16 protein-coding genes and 2 pseudogenes are annotated in these 17,860 nt (G+C 59.2%); 13 read left to right on the top strand and 5 right to left on the bottom strand.

The window, feature by feature from the left end:
- Window positions 1–41 precede the first annotated feature (41 nt).
- Window positions 42–311, bottom strand: coding sequence for an acylphosphatase (locus NKI63_RS27915; protein WP_254819364.1), 270 nt, complete (start codon window positions 309–311; stop codon window positions 42–44).
- An 818-nt stretch (window positions 312–1,129) separates the two neighbouring features.
- Entirely contained in the window at window positions 1,130–2,164 is a 1,035-nt protein-coding gene (locus tag NKI63_RS27910) for a LacI family DNA-binding transcriptional regulator (protein WP_352509037.1), read from the bottom strand.
- Window positions 2,165–2,331: 167 nt separating this feature from the next.
- Here NKI63_RS27910 and NKI63_RS27905 point away from each other — a divergent pair, with 167 nt between their 5' ends.
- The 11 genes and pseudogenes from NKI63_RS27905 to NKI63_RS27860 all read left to right on the top strand — a co-directional run bounded on the left by NKI63_RS27905 (window position 2,332) and on the right by NKI63_RS27860 (window position 11,698).
- The gene (locus tag NKI63_RS27905; RefSeq protein ID WP_352509022.1) at window positions 2,332–3,378 is read left to right on the top strand and encodes a sterol desaturase family protein; all 1,047 of its coding nucleotides are present in this window, start codon (window positions 2,332–2,334) and stop codon (window positions 3,376–3,378) included.
- A gap of 98 nt (window positions 3,379–3,476) precedes the next feature.
- A complete protein-coding gene (locus NKI63_RS27900) occupies window positions 3,477–4,442 on the top strand; it encodes a sugar ABC transporter substrate-binding protein (RefSeq protein ID WP_352509023.1) in 966 nt (321 codons plus the stop codon).
- Between the two features lie 134 nt (window positions 4,443–4,576).
- The gene (locus NKI63_RS27895) at window positions 4,577–5,587 is read left to right on the top strand and encodes an ABC transporter permease (protein WP_352479442.1); all 1,011 of its coding nucleotides are present in this window, start codon (window positions 4,577–4,579) and stop codon (window positions 5,585–5,587) included.
- 9 nt (window positions 5,588–5,596) lie between these two features.
- Window positions 5,597–6,619, top strand: coding sequence for an ABC transporter permease (locus NKI63_RS27890; protein ID WP_352509024.1), 1,023 nt, complete (start codon window positions 5,597–5,599; stop codon window positions 6,617–6,619).
- A 58-nt stretch (window positions 6,620–6,677) separates the two neighbouring features.
- Window positions 6,678–7,472 carry an ATP-binding cassette domain-containing protein gene (locus NKI63_RS27885; RefSeq protein ID WP_352509025.1) on the top strand — a complete coding sequence of 265 codons (795 nt, stop codon included), beginning with the start codon at window positions 6,678–6,680 and terminating at the stop codon, window positions 7,470–7,472.
- A 138-nt stretch (window positions 7,473–7,610) separates the two neighbouring features.
- Window positions 7,611–8,615, top strand: a complete 1,005-nt coding sequence (locus tag NKI63_RS27880; RefSeq protein ID WP_352509026.1) for a Gfo/Idh/MocA family oxidoreductase — start codon at window positions 7,611–7,613, stop codon at window positions 8,613–8,615.
- Complete coding sequence (locus tag NKI63_RS27875; protein ID WP_352509027.1) at window positions 8,612–9,571, top strand: sugar phosphate isomerase/epimerase family protein; 960 nt, start codon at window positions 8,612–8,614, stop codon at window positions 9,569–9,571. The genes NKI63_RS27880 and NKI63_RS27875 overlap by 4 nt, the downstream gene beginning before the upstream one ends.
- Before the next feature lie 11 nt (window positions 9,572–9,582).
- The gene (locus NKI63_RS27870; RefSeq protein WP_352509028.1) at window positions 9,583–9,891 is read left to right on the top strand and encodes a MocE family 2Fe-2S type ferredoxin; all 309 of its coding nucleotides are present in this window, start codon (window positions 9,583–9,585) and stop codon (window positions 9,889–9,891) included.
- A gap of 5 nt (window positions 9,892–9,896) precedes the next feature.
- Window positions 9,897–9,983, top strand: a pseudogene (locus NKI63_RS30790) (hydroxypyruvate isomerase); the annotation flags it as partial.
- Between the two features lie 50 nt (window positions 9,984–10,033).
- The gene (locus tag NKI63_RS27865) at window positions 10,034–10,858 is read left to right on the top strand and encodes a 3-methyl-2-oxobutanoate hydroxymethyltransferase (protein WP_352479337.1); all 825 of its coding nucleotides are present in this window, start codon (window positions 10,034–10,036) and stop codon (window positions 10,856–10,858) included.
- A 363-nt stretch (window positions 10,859–11,221) separates the two neighbouring features.
- On the top strand, window positions 11,222–11,698 hold the full coding sequence (locus NKI63_RS27860; RefSeq protein ID WP_352823976.1) for an MBL fold metallo-hydrolase: 477 nt from the start codon (window positions 11,222–11,224) through the stop codon (window positions 11,696–11,698).
- 156 nt (window positions 11,699–11,854) lie between these two features.
- Here NKI63_RS27860 and NKI63_RS27855 read toward each other — a convergent pair whose 3' ends face one another.
- On the bottom strand, window positions 11,855–12,724 hold the full coding sequence (locus NKI63_RS27855) for a LysR family transcriptional regulator (RefSeq protein WP_352509030.1): 870 nt from the start codon (window positions 12,722–12,724) through the stop codon (window positions 11,855–11,857).
- An 81-nt stretch (window positions 12,725–12,805) separates the two neighbouring features.
- On the opposite strand from NKI63_RS27855, the gene NKI63_RS27850 reads away from it, so the two are divergent.
- Both NKI63_RS27850 and NKI63_RS27845 read left to right on the top strand, forming a co-directional pair.
- Window positions 12,806–13,114 carry a DUF1127 domain-containing protein gene (locus NKI63_RS27850; protein WP_352509031.1) on the top strand — a complete coding sequence of 103 codons (309 nt, stop codon included), beginning with the start codon at window positions 12,806–12,808 and terminating at the stop codon, window positions 13,112–13,114.
- A 10-nt stretch (window positions 13,115–13,124) separates the two neighbouring features.
- Entirely contained in the window at window positions 13,125–14,108 is a 984-nt protein-coding gene (locus NKI63_RS27845; RefSeq protein ID WP_352509032.1) for an aldo/keto reductase, read from the top strand.
- A 153-nt stretch (window positions 14,109–14,261) separates the two neighbouring features.
- On the opposite strand, the gene NKI63_RS27840 is transcribed toward NKI63_RS27845, so the two are convergent.
- Together NKI63_RS27840 and NKI63_RS27835 are read right to left on the bottom strand one after the other, a co-directional pair.
- Window positions 14,262–16,241: a calcium-binding protein gene (locus NKI63_RS27840; protein ID WP_352691299.1), complete on the bottom strand. Its 1,980-nt coding sequence runs from the start codon at window positions 16,239–16,241 to the stop codon at window positions 14,262–14,264.
- Window positions 16,242–17,339: 1,098 nt separating this feature from the next.
- Window positions 17,340–17,860 (bottom strand): annotated as a pseudogene (locus tag NKI63_RS27835) (calcium-binding protein); the annotation flags it as partial.

Below are 17,860 nucleotides of genomic sequence, written 5' to 3'. Positions count from 1 at the left end.
GGCAACAATGCCCAAAAAAGAGGCAAAGGCACCGGTCCAGCCTAGCCTGATTCGTTCTCTATCGGCGTCCGACGAATGGCCTCGACCCAGACATCGATTGGTCCAAGAGAGCACCCCATCTCCATCATATCGACCAGTTCCGCAGGACCGGCAACGTCGAGTTCGATCCGGTCGGCACCGGCAACGAATATTGCCGGCGCGAGGCCGAGCTTGGCGGCATGACGCTCGATCCATGGAAGAAAGGATGCCGCTTTGACATCGCCGAGGATTGTCATGCGCTCGCGCGTAAAACGTCGATCTTGCTCGTTCATGAAGGACCCTAGCAACGAAATTGATATACAGATACGTCGTATCCAATCACGTGGCTAAGGGCGTGAAAAGGCGGGCGGATCTGTCGCCGACAAGAACGCTCGCCATCCTCGCCGACCGGTCAAGACCGGTCGCTGCCGTCCCGATGCTCCTTGGTAAGCGACAGACCTTTGACGGGCCATGTTCGGTAGCCCGTCATCGAGGGATCGGTTCGGAACTGCGTCGCAAGATCGGTCATCCGGCTCCAGGACTTTCCTAAAAGCGTATTTTCGGGAAACCAAGCCAGACGGCACCTGCGGAATAGTGGCGCCGGGGTCGCGGAACCATACGGAACGATGCGGGAAGATTTCTGATTTATACGAAAGGAGTACAATTCATTGAGGTCGGCCAGGAACCACTGACGGCTGGCGGTTGGCCAACTCCTGAAGGGCTCACGCAAAGGGCTGTATCGATGGCCACAGCGTTGGTTGTTCAAAGCGCTGCAGCCGGGATTGCTCGGCGCTGGAGATGGCGCGCAGCTCTTCGTGGATGATGCGAAGCAGGCATTTGGTGTGGCCAATTTCAAAGCGTCCGGTGGGGGCGGAACGATACGAGACAATACGGGAAAACTCTCTGATTTAGGCCCACGAAAAAGCCAATAAAATCAATAGTTCGAGGACGTTCTCCAACGGTGCGCGACAGTGACCGTCCTACCAATGATGAATGGTGCCTTTAGATTGTTCATGCAGTCTCGACGAGGTTCGGAACCAGCGATCGGCAGCCTTGGCCGGACTAGCCCGATCCGCAAAGCACCGCTTCAGTCATCGCCGAGATAAATGCGTCAGATATTTTCCGGCGTGACTATTTCAAAAGGTATTGACCGCTGAAGGGTTGCCAACGGTGTCTGTGGCCCAATCACGTCGATCATTGTCTGCACTAGAAGGGCCGAGGTCGCCTCGAGTGGATGACAAAGAGCTGCAGTGACTAATCCCTCAGACAAGCCTTTTCGCGTCTCGGGCCCTATGTCACGGCAAACCAGCTTGATCCCCGCGCGCCTTTCGGCAGAGACCTCCCTCAGCGCACGGAGCACTCCGGTTATCCCACCACCCACGATCAGAATTCCCACAAGATCATCAGTCGTCTTTAGGAGCTCAGCCAGCATACGGTAAGCCTCGCTCGATTCCTCATGAGTAGGTCGACTCTCCTCCACTGTGAGTCGCGGCGCGTGTTCGCGCAAATAGGAACGGAAGCTAGCATCTGAGACGTCTTGGCATTGATACCGGTGATTGCCTATGAAAACCGCAATGCGACCGGGACCTTGGGTGGTTTGCGCAATCAAGAATGCCGCCGTACGCCCGAGCTTCCAGTTGTCCGTTCCCACGTAGGCCGCTCTTTCCGGCGCGGATTGGTCGGTAATGTAAGCAACAACGGGCTTCCCAATTTCCTTCAGTGAACGGATGGCCTGTCCTATGATAGGGTGATCTGGTGCGATCACCGCGACTGCGTCGCAGGTGTTGCCGAGCGCGATAAGGCGGCTAGAGATAGTCTCCGGCGTCAGTAGATCCACAAACTCGACGATGGCCTCGACCACCTCATCGCGACGATCGCGACAGGCTGCGATGATTTTCTTCCCGAACAGTTGGTAGAGTTCACGGGTCGATTGCTGCAACAGGAAACCCAATCGATGATGCGGCGATATTTTCTTGGCCCGGTCGTCGATCGCTCCGATCCCATAGAAGCCGATTTCTTCGGCTGCTCTTTGTACGCGTTGAACAGTCTTTGGGCGAACCGAGACAGTGCCGCTGAGGATTCTGTTCACGGTCGCTACGGATACGCCGGCGGCTTGAGCGAGGTCGCGAATCGTAGGCCGCCTCATTAATCCTCCCAATGCTGTATCATCATGATTGACACTAAATGATACGAATGCGATCTCCATACTATTTTTGTATTCCGATGATATCAAGCCTCCGATATGAATCGCCTCCGCACTAGAGCCCGAACTGGTTCAAGGCCGATTGGATGGTCGGTCGGGAGGCTGTTAAGATGGATGACCTTCAGTATGGAATGCGCGACAAGCGCGGAAACTGGGTCCCGCACCGCCGCGCCGAGCCGGTGCCGATCTGGCATCGCCCGTTCAACGCCAAGAAGGTACTAGCCTGGATTCCCGAGTTTCTTTGGCCTTGGAACGCGTTCCACATGGCCACGGCAATCATCTGGGTCAACTTGCTCATCCCGAGCTGGGACAGCCTGGCAAGCTTTTCCCTGCTCAACTACCTTTGGCTTTACGGGCTGAACGCGGGGGGCATTTTTCTCTTCTACGGATTCTTTGAGCTGCGCTATTACATCCAGCGCAAGCAAGAGACGCGCTTCAAGTATAATCCGAAATTCCCCTCCGACGCGCCGTCCGACGTCTTCTGGTTTCAGAGCCAGAATATCGACAATTTCAGCCGGTCGTTTTTCATCACCATACCGCTGTGGACCGTGGTCGAAATCGTGATGCTATGGGCATACGCGAACAGCTGGGCCGTCTGGCTGCCGTGGACGACGCATTGGCTGTACCTGTCGTTCCTCGTCATCATCGCTCCGGCTGTGCACGAAGTGTATTTCTTCTTCCTGCACCGCGCGATCCACTGGCCGCCGCTCTACAAATGGGTGCACTCGGTTCACCACAACTCGATCAACCCCAGTCCGTGGTCGTCGCTGTCCATGCATCCGGTGGAAGGGTTCCTCTACCATGCCGAAGCCTGGCTGCACCTGCTGATCCCATCCAACCCTGTCTGCGCGTACTTCACACTGCATGGGGCCGGCTTCGGAGCGGTGAATGGCCATCTTGGGTTTGAGACCTTCGAACTCACGGACAAGATCAAGCTCGATAGCCATTCCTATGTCCACTACCTGCACCACAAGTATTTCGAGGTGAACTACGGCGGTGACGGTCTGGTTCCTCTCGATAAGCTTTTTGGCACTTGGCACGACGGTAGCAAAGAAGCTGACGAGGCTATGAAGGCGCGCTTCCGCAAAAAGAAAGAAAAGCTGCGCGCGCAGCAGGAAGCCCGCGGCGGCCCGGCCACTGGAATGCCGGCGGAATGACGATCAGACGCTGTCTCGACTAAGCCCGAGAGGAGCGGGTGCGGGGCAGCCAGGCTTTTGTTGAAACCCCGCGGGGCGGGTAAACCGGGAGGAAGACTATGAAGCTTTTCAAGATACTTGTGTCCACAGCAGTGCTGGCTGCGTACAGCACCAGCAGCACGCTCGCCGCCGACATCTTCGTTATCGGCGGCAAGCCGGACGATCCATTCTGGTCAATCGTCAAGCGTGGTGCCGAAGACGCCGGTAAGGTGGTCGAAGCTCAAGGTGGTAAAGTCACCTGGCTCGGGCCGCAGAACTACGACAATCTGGGTGTGGACGCGGCCGAACTGATCCGCCAAGCCATCGACCAGAAGGCCGACGCCATTGTCGGTCCGGACTGGGTGCCGGAAGCCATGGATCCGGCGTTCAAGGCGGTTGTGGACGCTGGCATTCCGCTTGTTATCTACAATGCCGGCGGTTTGCAGGCGGCTGATCGCCTCGGCGCTATGAACTATGTCGGCTCGGACGATTACAAAGGTGGCGTCGCCGGCGGCGAGTATCTCGCTAAGGCCGGCAACAAGAAAGGCGTCTGCATCAACACACTGCCGGGTGCGGCCAATATCGAGGCCTACTGTGGTGGCTTTAGGGAAGGGATGAAGAATGGCGGCGGCGAGGCCGATGTGTTGCCGTTGCCAGCTACCTCCTTCGGCTCGGCAACAGCAGTGGCGCAGGCGGTGAAGGCCTATCTGCTGCAGCATCAAGCCGTGACCGCGGTGTTCACCATCGGCAATGTCGACGCCAATTCGGCCATGAACGGTATTACCCAGGCCGGCAAGGCCGGGCAGGTTCAACTCTGCGGCATCAACTTTGACGAGACCATCCTGAACAACATCAAGGATGGAAAACAGGCCTGCGCGATCGACCAGCAGGGCTACTGGCAAGGCTACCTCGCCGTCTCAATCTTGAATGGCAAGGTAAACTACGGGCTGACTGTGCCGACGCGCGAGATCCTCACCGGTCCTGGGATCATCGACAAGAACACTGTCGAGCTGACCATTGCCGGCGTGAAGGCCGGCGCGCGATAGGTGTCCTTACGGCCGCCCGCCTTGTGAGGCGGGCGGCCAGTGCATTCTACTTCCATAGCGACCGCAATTTTTGGCGCTCGATAACTCGCGGATTACCCATGACGGCACATCCCGTGACATCCACCCCAACGCCGATGGCAAATCGCGGCCGTTCTGGACTGGCCCTGGGTCGTCTGGCGCGGCGGCCCGAGACGGGCTCGTTCCTGGGCATGGTCGCAGTCTTTCTGTTCTTCGCCATATTCGGAGGCAGTGGCTTTTTGTCAGCAGCCGGTACGGCCAGTTGGCTGAGCATCGCCTCCGAGATCGGCATCATCGCTCTGCCGATAGGGCTGCTGATGATCGCTGGTGAGCTGGACATCTCGGTCGGCGCCGTGATTCCCGCGGCCTCTCTAACGGCCGCGATCATATCCGGCTACTATGGCCTGCCTGATTGGCTCGGCATCACGGCCGCCCTTGGGCTCGGTCTTGCCATCGGCTTGATCAACGGCGTGTTCGTCACACGAACCACGATCCCGTCCTTGATAATTACAATAGGAACGATGTTCGGCACAATGGGCCTGACGCTGGGCCTTACGGTGATGATCGCCGGCAGCACCGGTGTCTCGCTGGTGCCCGACGAACTCACGAAGACGCTTCTCGGCCAATATCTCGGGGGCATGTTCCAAGTGACGATTCTCTGGTGGCTCGTCTACATCGCCGCCCTTCTGTGGCTCCTCCACATCTCGCCCGTGGGCAACTGGATCTATGCACTCGGGGGCGACAAGGAGAGCGCGCGCAACGCGGGCATCCCCACCAAGCGGCTTACCATCGGTCTATTCATGCTTTCGGGGTTTTCCGCCGCGTTCGTCGGAGTCAGCCAGGTGATGGTCTACCAGAGCGCTCAGGTTCTGGCTGGGCAGTCCTTCATCTTCAATTCGATCATGTGCGTGGTCATCGGGGGCGTTCTGCTTACCGGCGGATTTGGCTCGGTCGTAGGTATCGTGTTCGGCACGATCACCTTCTCTATCGTAAACCAGGGCATCTACTTCACGAGTATCGATCCCAACATGGGAAGCGTCATCATCGGCGCGCTTCTCCTGATCGCCGTACTCACCAACGACACCTTTCGGCAGCTGGCGCTCAGCTACTCATCGAAGAAGGTTTGAGGGACCGCCATGACTGAGGCAATCAAATCCTTGTTGCGCCGCCCGGAAGCAGGCTCGATCCTCAGCCTGATCGGGGTGGTGCTGTTCTTCGTATTTTTCGGTGGCGTGGACCTGGGTACACTCCTTGGGGCGGCGAGCTGGGTGAATTTCGCCGCCAATCTCGGCATTGTCGCCATTCCGGTCGGTCTGCTGATGATCTCGGGTGAACTCGACATCTCCATCGGCGCATTGATTCCCGCGGGCTCTATGACCACCGCCATCCTTAGCGGCTACTATGACCTGCCCATCGCGGTGGGCATGGCCGGCGCCCTGGCGGTCGGTGTGGCGGTCGGCCTTGTCAATGGTTTGCTGACGATCCGCACCTCGGTGCCTTCGTTGATCATTACGCTCGCCACCCTGGTTGCGATGCAGGGCTTGGTGCTCAGTGGGTCCGTGTTGCTAACTGGCAACGCTAGCGTTGCCGTCACCGCGCCCGAATGGGCCAAATTCCTGTTCGGACAGCTTATCGGTGGAAGCCACCAGGTCATCATCGTCTGGTGGGTAGTGTTCGCTGTCATCATTGGCTTCGTGCTGCACAAGACCCGCTTTGGCAACTGGCTGTTTGCAATGGGCGGCGATCGCGTCAGCGCCCGCAATGCAGGCATTCCGATAAACCGCATGACCATCGCACTGTTCGTGCTGTCCGCCGTCAGCGCCACATTCGTTGGCATGTGCCAGGCGATCCTGTTCAACTCGGCCCAGGTTTCCGGCGGAATGAACTTCATCTTCAACGCAATCGTGTCCGTGGTGGTCGGCGGCGTACTGCTCACGGGAGGGTTCGGCTCGGTCATCGGCATCTTCGTCGGCACCATCACGTTCGCCATTGTCAGCCAAGGCATCTACTTCACCCAGATCGACCGGAACTGGTCGAACCTGATCATCGGCGTGATGCTTTTGACGGCGGTGCTGATGAATCAGGCATTCCGGGAACTGGCTCTGTCTTACCGGCGAGGTTCGAAACAAAGCGTGCCGAGGGCACCCATACAGCACTAAGCGATGCGGCTGCAGTTGCGATCAGCGACTGCTTGGAAGAACGAAAGATGCGACAATTATGAGCGAAAAACCTGCCATTCTCGAACTGAAAAATGTCAACAAGTCTTTCGGCCCGATCGACGTGTTGCATAAGATCTCGCTGCAAATTCGACGGGGTGAGGTCTTGTGTCTCCTCGGCGACAACGGCGCCGGAAAGTCCACTCTCATCAAGGTGTTGGCAGGCGTCCACAAGCCGACCAGCGGCGAGATCCTGATGGACGGAAAGGCGGTCAGCTTCGACCGTCCGAGCGCTGCGCAGGAGCGGGGCATTGCCACCGTGCACCAGTTCGGCGGAACGTTCCCCTTAATGAGCATCGGCCGCTCCTTCTTCGTTGGATTGGAGCCGACAAAGGGTTGGGGTCCGTTCAAGATCTACGACCGCAAGCGCGCCAACGAGATCGCGGTGAAAGCGGTGCGGGATTTCGGCATCACGCGTATCGACGACGGTGACCGGCTTGTTGGTGGCCTGTCAGGCGGGGAACGCCAGTCTTTGGCCATTGCCCGCGCCGTGCATTTCGGCGCTCGCGTTCTGATCCTCGATGAGCCGACGGCAGCGCTCGGCGTCAAGCAGGCAGCTCACGTGCTGCGCATCGTCAATGAAGCCAAGCGGCGCGGTCTCGCGGTCATCTTCATCACCCACCAGGTGATGCACGCGATGGCGGTGGGAGACCATTTCGCCGTCCTCATTCGCGGTGCGATCGCCGCCGATTTCCGGAAGCGCGAGAAAACCCGCGAGGAGATCACCGACCTGATGGCCGGCGGTGAAACCATGGCTGACCTCGAGGCGGAAATCGAGCATGAATTGCATGCATGATCACAATGAAAATGCGCCGCCTCTCGAGCTGGATGGGCGGGCGGCCCGATCGTTTTCCTCGGGAAACCTCTGCCTTCGACCGGCCCTGATGACCCTTGGCGCCACCAGCCTCTTCACGTCGAACAAAGCAGAAGAAATATGACAATACGGATCGCAGTGATCGGTGCCGGTGTGATGGGCGCCGACCACGCCAGGATAGTGGCGGAAGACCTTCCCGGAGCAAGCCTTCAGCTGGTGTGCGACATGGATGAGGCGCGTGCCCGCACTGTTGCCGACACCTTTGGTGCGCCCGACATCTCCACCGATCCAGAAGATGTTGCCGCGCGGAAGGACGTGGACGCAATCATCGTGGCGAGTCCCGATACCACGCATGCGCCGCTGTCGAAGGCCTGTATTGCCGCCGGCAAGCGTGTGTTGTGCGAAAAGCCCCTCTCACAAGCGTCCGCTGACTGTATCGCGGTGATGGAGGCCGAACAGAAGTCGGGCGCGAAATTCGTCCAGCTTGGTTTCATGCGGCGCTACGATCGCTCCTACGAAGAGATGAAGCGAGCGCTTACAGACGGCCGCCTTGGCCGGCCCCTGATGATGCACAATTTTCACCGCAATGTCGAAACGCCGGCGGCAGATTTCACCGGCGCAATGGCTATCACCAATTCGGCCCCACACGAGTTCGATGTCGTGCGCTATGTGCTCTCGACGGAATATGCGTCGATTTCGGCCTTCCAGCCGAAGCGCTCAGATGCCCGGGTCGCGCCTGTCTTCATGGTGCTGGAGACGGTCGATGGCCAACTCGTCAACATCGAGATCAACAACAATGCCGCCTATGGTTACGATGTCCGTGCCGAGCTGATCGGCGAGCGGGGCACCGTTGCGATGAACAACGTCGCCTACACTCGCATCGATTCTGCGCTTGCACAGAGCACGAGCTACGACGCCGACTGGCGGACCCGCTATGCCGATGCGTACCGTCGGCAGAACCGCGACTTCCTACGCTTCGCCATGACTGGTGAGTTCCCGGCAACCGCTGCGAATTGCTGGGACGGTTATTGCGCCGCCGTCGTTGCCGAGGCGGGCGTGAAGGCGTTGCACGAGGGCCGCCGCGTACCCGTCCAAATGATCGCAAAGCCGGAGTTTTACGCGTGAAGCTGGGTTTCGTTTCAGACAGCCTCGGCAACCTGCCCTTCGAAACGATGCTGGATCATGCGAAGCGCATGGGTGTCTCCGGCGTCGAGGTGAACACCTGTGGCTGGTCCACCGCGCCGCATTTTCGGCTTTCGTCCATGCTGGGCAACAGGGAAGGCCAGAAGCGCTTCGTTGGCGCGTTCGAGGCGCGCGGGCTAGAAATCATCAGCCTCAACGCAAACGGCAATCCGCTGCACCCGACCGACCCGGCCCAGGGCGAAGGGCTGAAAACCACTATTCGCGTCGCAGGCGAAATGGGCATCCGGACGGTCTGCACCATGAGCGGCCTCCCGGCCGGCAACGCTGCAGATATCATGCCCAACTGGGTCATCTCGTCTTGGCCGCCGGAAACACAGGCCATTTTGAAATACCAGTGGGAAGAGAAGCTGATTCCCTTCTGGACCGAGATCGTGGCGTTGGCTGAAGAGAACGGCGTGGAGCGCATCGCGCTTGAACTCCACGGCAACCAGTGTGTCTTCAACGTGCCCTCGCTTCTGAAGTTGCGACAGGCGGTCGGACCCGTCGTGGGGGCGAATCTGGACCCTTCGCATCTGTTCTGGATGGGTGCCGACCCGCTGGCGGCGGCTCAATCGTTGGGCGAGGCGGTTTATCACGTTCATGCCAAGGACACGATGCTCAACGCACCAGTGCAGGCGACGACATCTCTGCTCGAGAATGGCAGCCTGATGAATCTTCCAGCCCGGTCATGGAGCTACATCACGCTTGGCTTCGGCCATGGCGAGGAGTGGTGGCGGCAATTCTGCTATCGCCTCAAGATGGCCGGCTATGACGGCTGGCTTTCCATCGAGCATGAGGACGTGCTCCTGAACTCTCTGGAGGGACTCGAAAAGTCCGTAGCGCTACTGCAGGGGGTCATGCCGTCCGCCCCCGCCGACTACAAACCGCAAGCCATCTGAAGGAAGGTTCCATGCCTTGGATCGACGCCTGTGCCGCCGCCGACATCGAAGCCGAGGAAGCCAAGCGCTTCGATCATGGCGGTCGCACCTTTGCGATCTTTCGAAATGATGCGGACGAATATTTCTGCACCGACGGGCTTTGCACGCACGAGAGTATTCACCTCGCTGACGGTCTCGTAATGGGGAATACAGTGGAGTGTCCTAAACACGCATCCGTTTTCGACTTCACGACTGGGGACGTAGAGACCCCGCCCGCTTGCGAGAATCTCAAGACGTACAAGACGAAGGTCGAAAATGGCCGCGTCATGATCGAGATCTGAGCCATATGGACCAGCCGTTCCAGCTTGCAGCCTGCGCCGAGATGCTCTGGCGCGACCGCCCGATTACTTGGCGCGCCGAAATGAATTGGCCATTCATCGCCAAGGCGCTGTTTGACTGCCTGATCCCCTGCGGAGGCTGATTATGGGCATGTATCACAACCGTCCTCATGTCGAGGACATCCGCAAGATGAAGAAGAGCGGACAGAAAATCTCCATGCTCTTCGTCAGCACCCCGGATGAGGCGGCTGCCGCAGCCGCTGCCGGCATCCATATGCTCTCCATCGAAGGTCGATATTTCGATCCGGAAATGCGCCAAGCAGCCGGCGATTGTTTCGTACAAGTCGGTTTGCCATATGGCAGCTATGGGAGTTTCGCGGGCCGCCCGCTCGCAACAGCGGAGGACTATCTGCGTGCAGCGTTCCACTTTGCCGGCACAGGCGGCGACGCCTTTTATTGTGCGGCGTCATACGACATCCAGAAGACGTTATGCGACAACTACATTCCTGTCGTTGGCCATATCGGCCTAGTGCCGTCTTATATCACCTGGACGGGTTGGCGCGCAGTCGGCAAGACCGCGGACGAAGCAGTGCGCATTTGGCGACACACCCAAAAGCTGGAGCAAATAGGAGTCTTCGGCGCGGAGCTGGAAGTCGTCCCAGATCGCGTCGCGAAATTCCTCACCGAAAACTCCTCGCTTGTCATGCTAGGCATGGGCGCTGGCAAATATGCCGATGCGCAGTACCTCTTCACAGAAGACGTTTGCGGTTACGGCAAGAACCATAAGCCGCGACACGGAAAAGTTTATCGAAACCTTGGCCCTGAGCTGGAGAAGATTCAGGACGAGCGCGTCGCTGCCTTCAAGGACTACAAGGCAGACGTCGATTCAGGCAGATATCCCGGTTACGAGCACACGGTTCCGATTGTGGATGCCGAGTTCGATATCTTCATGAAGATAGTTAAAGGTTGAGAACTATGTCTGTGGGCTCATCTTATCCCTCACGGACATGCGGTCGACAGCGCGTATCAGTTGACAACCGCCGAGCGCCATCGCTTGACGAGCTCAAAGCGCTGATTGCCAAAAGGGAACTGACACTTCCGGAGAAGTCGGAGGCTGTCGCCCGGGTGATATTTGCGGAGCCGGATTACGTGGCTTTCGAAAATGCCACCGCAATCGCGCGCCGATGCCATGTATCACCCGCGACCGTGTCCCGACTTGCATCGCGTCTCGGGTTTGGGTCGTTTGTGGAAATGCAGAGCTGCTTCCGAAATCATATACTGCTTCGATTCAAACTTCAGGAAGAATACGTGAAGGCGAACTGCTGAGGATCATGTGCACGGACTTTTGACCCCCGACGGCCGAGTGCTCTTTCCAAACTTGACGGCGATCGTAATTCCCGAGGCGGCTGTTGGGAGCTTTTTCGCTTACGCGCACCTTGCGCAGTTCCGGCCCCTGCTGAAGCCTGTCCAGAATGGCGACCTGGTGGGTGAGCGATTGAGGGCGGTCGCCCTGCCGGGTCATGCTCCCGGTCATACCGGCTACGCGTTCGACACGGACGAGGACCGTTTCCTATTCTTCGGGGACGTCGTTCATGTGCCGGCCTTGCAGTTCGGCAATCCCGCGTTCAGTTGGGGCTATGACGACGATCAGCCGACGGCGCGCGCAACCCGCCTAAATGTTTTCAGTGACGCGGCCAAGGCGGGGACGTGGATCGCCGGCGCGCACCTTGGCTGGCCGGGCATCGGTCGCGTGGTGCGTAAGGGCGAAGCATACGGCTATGAGCCGGCAGGAGGACGAGTGACCGGATAGGCGGCCCGGTACTGATTGGTACCGCTCTCTTCGCCCAAGGCAAGGATCTCGACGAGCAGCGCGCCTCACTCCGCCGTCCTCAACGGCGGCGGCACATCGTCCGGCCCACAAAATATCTGATTCTTGATCCACTGGCGGCCGATCGACGCCTGAGGCTTACCGGATCGGCGTCTCGCCGCGAAACAGCGGCTGGTGCGCCCGCATCAAGGCGGCAATCCGGTCGGCGACTTTTCGTACCGGCGGGGAGTGACGTTCCTCGTGATGGGTGACGATCCATTGGTCGGTTTCGAGCTCGGGGATAGGCTGAGCGACGCGAACCAGCCGCGGATCGCTGTCACCGACGAAGCACGGAAAGACCGAAAGGCCGGCGCCGGCGGCCACCAGTTCACGCACCGCATGGGTGTTGTTGCCGCGTACGGCGATGCGGTCGCCGTGATGGGCTTGCAGCCAGCGCGCCGATGCAACGTTTGCGCCTTCGCCGGTGACGCCGACGAACAATCCAGCGGCGATGCCGTTGATCAGGTGACGTCCGGAATAAATGGCGTGAGCGACTTTGCCGCTCTGACGGCCGGCCAGCCACTGCTCGGTCGGACGCTCGCTGCGGATGCCGATGTCGGCGGCACGGCGGCCGATGTCGACCCGCTCGGTCGTGGTGACAAGCTCCACCCTTATGCCGTCGTCGACCGTCCAGATCTCGCCGATATGGGCGGAAATGAAAGCCGAGGTCCATGGCCCGGCCGAGACGCGGACAATGCGGTCGGGCAGGTTTCCCTCGCGCCAGCGGGTCAGCGACTGCATTGCTGCCTCGACGTCTTCGGCGCGCCGCAGCAGTTCTTCGCCGACCGGGGTCAGCCGGTAGCCGGTCTGCTGGCGCACGAACAGAGGTTCGCCGATCTGCTTTTCCAGCGCGGTGACGCGTCGTCCAAGGGTGGCTGCGCTGAGGCGCGTGGTTCCCGTCGCTGCGCTCAAGCCACCCAGCCGCGCAACGTCGAGAAACAACCTCAGATCGTCCCAGCCGATATCCATTTTGCAGAAATGAAAAACTCCTTGCGACCGTGGCTGTAGCGCGAAGGGGCATCATGCGCAAGTATGCAGGCGTTGGACGCGTTGGACATTCTTGCTTGGCGGGACAGTGACAAGCGCCTCGGCTGGCTAAGAAGCCAGCGCAATCTTTTCGATCGCGCATGCGCTTCGCGCCGATGCTTTGCGCTTTCGACCAACCCAAGCGCGCGGGCATTCTGCACGCCAAAGGAGACGATCATGTTGGATGAACTTCGACACCGTTTCGCCCGCTGGCTTGCCTATCGCCAGACGCTTGCGAGCTTGAGGCGGGCCCCAGACAGCACACTTGCGGATGCTGGCATTTCTCGCGAAGAGATCCGCGAGCATGCCCGCCACGCCAGCGTGCGTCGTTGAGGAACCGGGCATGCAGATGATTGAGCTTTGGGATGGCCGCTCGGTACCGGGCATTGGCATCGGCACCTGGGCGGCGGGTGGCCCCGCGCGTTGGCGTGACACGGCGACAACCTATGGCGAGGTCGATGACATCAGGTCGCAAGCCGCGCTGGCGATGGCCTATGAGATCGGCGCGCGGGTGTTCGACACGGCGGCCGCCTATGGCGCCGGCAATGCCGAACTGATCCTCGGGCGAGCGTTGAAGGGTAAGGACGAAGCCGTCATCGTCACCAAGGTCGGCTATTTCGGCGATCCCGAAACGCGCAAGATTGCTCCCGAGGATGCCTCTGCCGCAGCGATCCGGACATCGATCGACAATTCGCGGCAGCGCCTGCAGCGCGATTGTATCGACGTCGCGCTGCTACATATCAACGAGTATCCGATCGAGCGCGCCGGCGAGGTGTTCGATACGCTCGGCCTGTTGCGCCAGGAGGGCAAGATCGGCGGCTTCGGCTGGAGCACCGATCACCGCGAACGGCTTGCCGCCTACGCGCCGCGCGAGGGCTTCGTCGCCGTAGAGAACGACTTCAATGTGTTTACCCCGGCGAACGGGCTGATGGCCGTTGCGGCGCGCGAGAACCTCGTCTCGTTCAGCCGGCTGCCGCTGGCAATGGGGTTGCTCACCGGCAAATACACGCCGGCCATGCGGCTGCCCACCAACGATGTGCGCGGCGGCAATGCCGAATGGATGGTATTTTTCAGGGATGGCGCCGCCAACCCGCACTATCTGTCAAGGCTCTCGGCAATCCGCGACCTGCTCACGTCGGGCGGACGCACGCTTGCGCAGGGCGCGCTCGGCTGGATCCTCGCCAAGTCGGCAATCGCGCTGCCGGTTCCCGGCTTCACGCGGCCCGAGCAGGTCGAGGACAATCTCGGTGCGCTGGAAAAAGGGCCGCTGCCGGCAGCGGTGATGGCCGAGATCGACGCCGTGCTGAAAATTGCCGAGACTGCTTAGGGTGTGGCGAATCCGAAATTCGCATTGGCGATAACGCGACCAACTTCGATCTCTCTGCTGTCTGCCGATATCGCATTTTTCTTAGTCAAGCTTCCGTGGCGCGATTGAAGGAGCGGCGGACACGCTCGAGTTGAAGGTCCGCCGCTCCGGTTTTCAGATCAAAGAGTGATGCTGCAACGGGAGATGGGTGGCGAGCTGCGCTTGAGCTGAGCCGCCGACCGCGTCGCTGTCGAGAGAGAGCGACCCGGTTGAGCTGTCAAAGATGATGTGGTGGGAACCATCATCCGTGGCCGTACCAGCAGGAGACGCATGCAATGAAAGCCCGCTCGACTTAAGCTCGGTAAGAGCGGCTTGATCGAGGTGGAGCTTGTCCTGAAGCTTGCTGAAGTCGAAGGCATCGTTGCCTCCGTGACCCGACATGATCTCGGCGGCGGCGCCGTTCTTTGCCTGGGCCCCGACATTTTCACCGCTCTGGACGGTCTGGGCGAACCCATGGCCGGTCAGGTTGGTTGCGGTTCTGTCGGAGTGATTGTTGGGGGCGAGAAACTCCGAGCCGGCAGAAAGAGCATGGCTCAACACAGCCAGCACCCGGTCAACGCCGCTGCCCAAATCCTCCATCTTGTTGCCGCCAGTGTCGACATGGGAGGTGTCGTTGCCGCTATGGCCCGCCATTTTGTCGGTGCTTGCACTTGCATGGGAGGCATCACTGGTGGCTTTTCCGTGACTGGCCGTGCGGTGGGAAGTCGCAGCTCCAGCAGAATTACTATCGCTAGTGCTGGCGTCGGAAGGGGCGATGGCGGTAGCAGTCGCAGTAGAAGTGCCATGGCTGGTCTTGGAGTCGGAGGCGGCCACAGTAGAGCTATTATCGGCAGCGGTGGCAGTGGAAGGCACAGTTGCAGTGGAACTGCTATCGCCCGTCGCGGCTTCGGAAGAGGCCGCGGCAGTCGAACTGGTATTGCCGGCGTCGTCGGAAGCGGCAGTTACGGTCGAACTGCCATCGCCGGTGGCGTCATGGGAAGGGGCAGTCGCAGTCGAACTGCTATCGCTGGCGGTGGCGTCGGAAGGGGCCGTGGCAGTCGAACTGATATCGCCGGTGGCGGCGTCGGAAGCGGCAGTTACAGTCGAACTGCTATCGCCGGTGGCGTCATGGGAAGAGGCAGTCGCAGTCGAACTGCTATCGCTGGCGGTGGCGTCATGGGAAGGGGCAGTCGCAGTCGAAGTGTTGTCGCCGGTGGCGTCATGGGAAGGGGCAGTCGCAGTCGAAGTGTTGTCGCCGGTGGCGTCATGGGATGGGGCAGTCACAGTCGAACTGCTATCGCTGGCGGCGGCATCGGAAGGGGGTGTCGCGGCAGCGCTGCCGTCGCTGGTGTCGGAAGGTTCGGCCCCGGTGGTAGCGAGGTTGTGCTCCCGGAAAACGGCTTGCAATTCGGAGGAGCTTTCAAGCGCGGTGTCGCCGTTCTGCGTTCCCCATTTGTAGGTGTAGTCGAAGCCGGGCGTCGGAACCAATGCGGCCCAATGATCGATCATGGTTTGCATCTGTTCGGGGGTGGGCATGACATGTCTTCCGCCATCGGAAGTCTCCCAGTTACCGCCGCCAAAGGCCTGATATACCGGAACGATGTTGTTAGCCGGGATGCCCGACTTCACCGCTGCAGCCACGGCTCGATCGATCATGTCGTAATCGACCGTGTCCGTTCCCGTGCGCACCGGATAGGGGTCTATTCCGAAATAGTCGATATGCGTGTTGGCCGGATTGTAGGTGTTCGTAAAATCCGGATTGGTCGGGGACCCCATGTTCATCATGGTGATGAAGGTCTTGGCGCCTGGAAAATGCTCATGGATCCAGTCGGATTCCGCCTTCAGGTTCTCAGCGGTTGCGTAGGTGCCCCACCTGCCGGTGGGATCGGGCTCGTCAACAAGATAGAACCCAAACACATTCGGATTGCCGAGGAAGGGGGTCATTTTCTCGATGAAGGATGAGGTTACGCCCTCGTGCTCATTCAGGTAAACCAAACCCTTCATGCCATCCGGCAATGCGTTGACCTGGCTAACATATTGAACGTCGGCCAGATTGAAGCCAGCGTTTGCGATTTCGGTGGCGGAACCACCCGAGGTGTAGTGCAGAGTTGCCATCCAGTAATCCTTTTTCTCGTTCGATAGCGCCCGAGGCCTACCTACTAGAGGGTGTATATTAGCGCCAAATCACATAAAGACACCCGTTGATAAAATCATTGAGCGTTTGTTGGAATGCTGCATGCATTGTGGCTTATTTTGATAAAAACGGGTTGTACACAAGAAACTTATCGCTTTTCTTAGGTCACAATTCCGGCGGAATCGCGACTTTATTTTGAAATAGCTGTAGCTTCGCAACTTATGACGTTTAAATTACGGGAAATTACATTCTTGTTTGCTTTTGATTTGTCAATTTACCTTACGAGATGAAAATCAGACAGACGTTAACCACAAGAGCCAAACTGCTCCGTGGTCTCCCGTGGTCTCACTGCCGCAAGCAATTAGTTGTGGACAATTCGTAGGGATCTGCGCGCTCAGCGGGCGGCAGATCTCCGTGATCGAGATCAAGTCAATGTAGGAAGCCGCTCAAGGTGAGAATAGGGGCGGTTCCCAGCTGGAGCGCCTGCCGCACTCGCCCATGAGGAAGACTTAAGCGACATTAAAGCGGTTCGGCCCACGTTTACAAGCGAGCGACAACTGCGGAATGACTGCCGGGTTCGCGGTGCCTGGTTCCTGCTCTCGCGCTCAAGTAATTGGCAGTCCCGATTTATAGATCGTGATCTGCGAAGGGGCGGTTTGTGAAGCCATAGCCGCTATTGCGCAGCGGATCTGATAGCGGCCCAGGGATCTGATAGTCGATACCGGGCTCAGATGGGATCTGACCGTTCGTTGCCGACAAGAATCGAATAAGAGTAAAGAGACGAGAACCGGATTGGTCGCGAAGCCGTTTGCTTCGTCGTCGTGCACCGTGCGATGAGCCTCTATTTCACTGAGATGCACTAAGTCCGTTCAAGACACGGAAGCGGGCCGCGAACCGCGCCGAGTAAACTCGGTGGCGGGCAGATTCAAGCCACCCTTCAATGATACCCTGCTAGCGAACCCGCTGGTGACGAAGGTTGAGTATCAGCCCGAATGGGCACCCGCTTTGGAAAAATCCGGTGCTGAACAAAGACGGAGCGGCGGACCGGCTCGAGCAGAGGGTCCGCCGTTCCGGGTCGTTCAGATCACAAGGAACGAACCTGCTGCAAGCGACAGACCTGGAGAGAGCGTGGCGAACTGTATTTGAGCTGCGCCACCGATCCCGTCGCTGTCGAAAGAGAGTGCTCCTGTTGAGTTGTTGTAGATGATATGGTCGGAGCTATCATGCGCGGCCGTGCCAGCAAAGAAAGCATCGGATGAAAGGCCTCCCAGCTTAAGCCCGGCAAAAACCGCGTCGTCGAGCTGGATCTTGTCCTGGAGCTTGTTGAAGTCGGTGATCCTGTCGATATTGCCGGCCCCAAGAGCGCTGTTGAACACGAAGGCATCATTGCCTCCGTTACCGGTCAAGATGTCGGCACCGCCGCCACCATTGATGATGTTCGCGCCGGTGTTGCCTTGGATGGTCTGACTGAACTCGTTGCCGCTGAGGTTCATTGCCGTCGTGTCGGATGGATACCTTGCGGCGAGAAGCTCGATCTGGGTGCCCGCCGAAAGCGCATGGCTCACTGACGTGATCACCCGGTCGGAGCCGCCGCCCACCG

Source organism: Mesorhizobium sp. M0410, from assembly GCF_040321435.1.
Taxonomy (GTDB): Bacteria; Pseudomonadota; Alphaproteobacteria; order Rhizobiales; family Rhizobiaceae; genus Mesorhizobium.
This window is presented reverse-complemented; position numbering and strand designations above follow the sequence as displayed.